Source organism: Gallibacterium salpingitidis (assembly GCF_001678495.1).
Taxonomy (GTDB): Bacteria; Pseudomonadota; Gammaproteobacteria; order Enterobacterales; family Pasteurellaceae; genus Gallibacterium; species Gallibacterium salpingitidis.
In genome coordinates this window covers 1-4,151 of the sequence record NZ_JTJL01000084.1, presented here as the reverse complement: position 1 = coordinate 4,151, position 4,151 = coordinate 1, and the positions used below count along the sequence as shown (strand labels likewise).

At 43.6% G+C, this 4,151-nt stretch carries 1 protein-coding gene; it reads left to right on the top strand.

The window, feature by feature from the left end; genetic code table 11:
- Positions 1–4,151, top strand: a 4,151-nt coding sequence (locus QS62_RS11660; protein WP_231923716.1) for a hypothetical protein, incomplete at both ends; no start/stop codon positions are given.

The following is a 4,151-nucleotide window of genomic DNA, read 5'->3' as shown; positions in this document are numbered from 1 at the left end:
ACGATGGTTTATGGTATAACAAAGACCTTGTGAATGATGACGGTACCTTAAAAGATACCGCAGCTGGTCAAGGTAAATCACTTCATGAATTAGCTGGTGGTGATGATGTTTACCAAAACAACGATAACTACGTTAAGGCGGAAGACGTTATCCTATCAGCGGTGAATGCGAATGGTGAAACCGCTGCTCCAACTACTTTAGCTAACTTGGCGCGTAATCTTGATGATGTGTCTGTAGCCCAAGCTGAAGTTGATAAGTTAGCGGAAGAGAAGGCGAAAGCGGCTTATGAAAATGAGCACGAACTAGGTTCATGGACTACTTATAAACAAGCTAATGAGAATGCTGCGAATGATCTTATCAATGCACAAAAAGCAGCAGCGATAGCTGAGAAATTGGCTGCTAAGGTAGAAACTGCCCGCACATCTGTCGCAGGTACTAATAAAGACGGTCTAGGCGGTTTATACGCTAAGTCTGGTGCTGAGTTAGGTCATGCAGCAACCGTAGGTGATTTACAAACCTTAGGATTGGCAGGCTTGACCTTTAAAGGTGACACAGGTGAAGTACACCGTGCACTTGGTACTGCTTTAGACATTAACGGCACATCAGGCTACGTAGAGACGAATGCAGCTGATGGTAAAGTGACTATCGATTTAGCTCAAAGCATTAAGAACAAACTTGATAACCTTTCTGGTGATGCAAGTAACACGTATGTGAATAAGTTAGAAGCGCCAGTGGTTTACATTGATGACCAAGGTAAGCGTATGGACAGCATGAAGAAACTTGCCGATGGTAAGTTCTACAGTGCGGCAGATGCGGCGACTATTACTAATGCGAAAGCGGTGTACTTGACTCAAGCGGATATTGATCGTCTTAAAGGTACGGCTACAACTCTTGACGGTCAGCAACCAGGTTGGTTCACAGTAGAGGGAAAAGATCCTAATACGGCTGTCTACACTACTTATACTAACGATGTCGTGAAGAATGGTAAATCTCCAGCAGCTGTTGCGCTTGTAGACGATAAGGGTGAAGTTAATCAACTTATTTCACTCAAAAACGTGAAAGAGAACTTGAATGTAGCAACACCAGCTGAGTACACCAATGAAAGTGAAGAAGTGGTTGCCGCAGCGAAAGAAGCTTATGTGAAGGATAATCCAAAAGCTGAAAATGCTGCTCAGGATTGGGATGACGGTAAAGTGGCTCAAAACGTGAAAGAGGCTTACTTAACCGTTGCAATGAATAAGCTTAACCAAGCCGCTAAGGATAAAGCGATTGAAGATGCTATTGATAGCTTAGTGGCTCAAGAAAAAAATCTCAACAACGCTGTTGCGGTGAAAGACCTTCAAGTTATAGCTATTGCTCGTGAGTTAACTGAAAGTCGAGTAGCTGACCTTGCTATGAAAGTTGGTGACGGTCCAGTTAACGGTGTGGATGGTGCGACTGGTCAAGATGGTAAATCTATCGCTGGTCCAGCTGGTCAACCAGGACAACCAGGTGCTCAAGGTATCCCAGGTAAGAACGGTGCAGATGGTAACCTAGGTGCTAACGGACTTCCTGGACCTGCAGGTCGTGACGGTCAAAACGGCTTAAGTACCGCACTTAAGGTTCAAGCTTTACGTGATGGTGTAGCAGGTACTGTGGTGTATACCGATAAAGATGGTAACCGTCTATTGGTAGAAAACGGCGCATTCTACAAGGATGATGTTGCTACAAATTATGCACGTGCTAGTGATGGCTTGTGGTATGAACAGGGTCAATTTAACCCTGATGGTACACTGAAACCTGATGCTAAAAATGGTAAAACATTGGCACAACTTGCTACTGAAATAAAAGCATCTCCTGTTGATGCTAGCGAAGTGATTCTTTCAGCGGTGAATGCGGATGGTCAAACCAATAATCCAACTGTGCTTGCTAATTTGGCATCTAATCTTAAAGATATGATGACAGAGGAAGAGAAAACAGCTCAACAGAAAGCTATTGATAGTAAAGCAGCAGAATTGTATGCTGGCGAACACTCTGGTTCTAAATTGGACGAGCAAGATGATAGCGTGAAAGCAGAGTACAAAGCTAAAGCTGTTGAGAAGTTAATCGCTGAAGAGAAAGACGCTGAGAAGAAAGCCACTTACCGTAACAATGCGGTAGCTGACTTGGTAAATGCTGATCCGGCTTCTGCGAAGTTAGACCATGCAGCGACTTTAGGTGATCTCCAAAAAGTGGCTCAAGTAGGCTTAAACTTCATGGGTAACGATGGCTCTATCATTCGTCGTCCATTAAGCTCTATCTTGAATATCAAGGGTAGTGATGTTGAGTATGTGACAGCGGACGCTGCTAAGGCATCTAAGGATACTAAGACAGCGAATGCTGACCAATACTCACCAGATAACTTGATTACCCATAAAGATGGTGATGATACTTTACGCATTGAGATGAAGAAAACACCAACTTTTGAAGGTGTGAAACTTAACAATGGTGAAGATGGAGCTACAACAACGACTATCACTACTACGAAAGATGGCGATGTTGTCTTTGGTAAAGATGGTAAAGACGGCGCTGATGGTAAAGTCGTTATCTCTGGTATCAAAGATGGTACAGCTCCTGATACTGCTGTAACCAAAGGTGCTTTAGATGACCTTAAAGAACAATTAGGTCTTGATGGCAAAGATGGTACTAATGGTCACAACGGTAAAGACGGCGTGGACAATGGTTCTATCATCGATAAAGTGGATGCACTTCGCGATGGTACTGCGGGTACTGTAGTCTACACTGATGATAGCAATAACCGTATCGTTAATGTTGGTGGTAAGTCATATCAACTTAAAGATGTACAATCCTTAGAAAAAGCTGGTGCGCAATATCTAGCAGCGGGTGAAGCTGGTAAGGATCAACCTGCTGGTTGGTATACTAAGGATGCTGCAGGTAAGTACATTGCGGTGGAAGCTGATAGCGATGCTAAGGATGGATCTGCAGCTAAAGCACTTGCTGGCTTGAAAGAGACAGCACCAACTAAACTTTCAGTGGTAGGTGTTGATGGCAGCACTAAGAAGGCAACTAAGTTGGGTAATATTGCTGATGCCGTAGCTGACAACGATGCTGTTAATAAGGGTCAAATGGACAAGGCTATTAAAGCGGTCAGTGATGCGACAGGCAATATTAAGACAGAGCTTGATAAAGGTATAGGTATCGCGACTGAAACACGTGATAAAGACGGTAAAGTCGTGACCAGCAGTGATAAGAAGATGAAACTGGGCGACACCGTGAAAGTGGAAGCTGGTGCAAATACACAAATCTCTGAGGTTAAAGACAGCAAAGATGAGAAAACTGGTGAAACAACCTTTAGCTACACCATCAGCGTTAACGGTATGCCTATGGCTTATGTGAATAAGGCAGGTAAACCATTAGCGAAAGTCGGTGATAAGTTCTTCATGGTGAAAGCGGACGGTACCCTAGACCTCGAAAACACCTCAGTCGAAGATACCAAAGTCGCTGGCGTGAAGATGGTGAACCCAGATGCGTCCGATAAATCAACCGTCGGCTCTGCAATGACATTGGACAATGTGGATAACGGTAAGATTGCCAAAGATAGCAAACAAGCTATCAACGGCGGTCAGTTACGTGACCTCATTGGCACCGAAGTGACAGAAGTCGATAATGGTGATGGTACTAAGACTACCGTGGCCAAAGATATCGGTGGCACTGGTAAGAACACCATTAGCGATGCAATTAAAGAAGTAGCGAAGAAAGCAAATGTCGAAGTAGCTAATGACGATGGTAATATCAAAGTGACAAAAGACACCAGCAATAGTGATAAGACTATCTATAAAGTGAATTTAGCAGATAATCTTAAATTCAAACAAATCACTATTGGCGGTAATGTCACTATGAATACCAGCACAGATAGCGATGGTACTAACGTGTTAAATGTTGGTACAGCAGACAAACCAACTCGTATTCGTGGTGTAGCGGAAGGTGTTAATGACACTGATGCAGTGAATGTTCGTCAACTGAAACGTATGGCTGCTAATACTACACAAGAGATCAACAAAGTTAACAAACGAGTTGATAACTTAACTAAGGAATCTCGTGGCGGTATTGCTGGTGCAATGGCAACTGCAGGTTTAGTGCAAACTACTCAACCGGGTCGTGCGACAGTATCT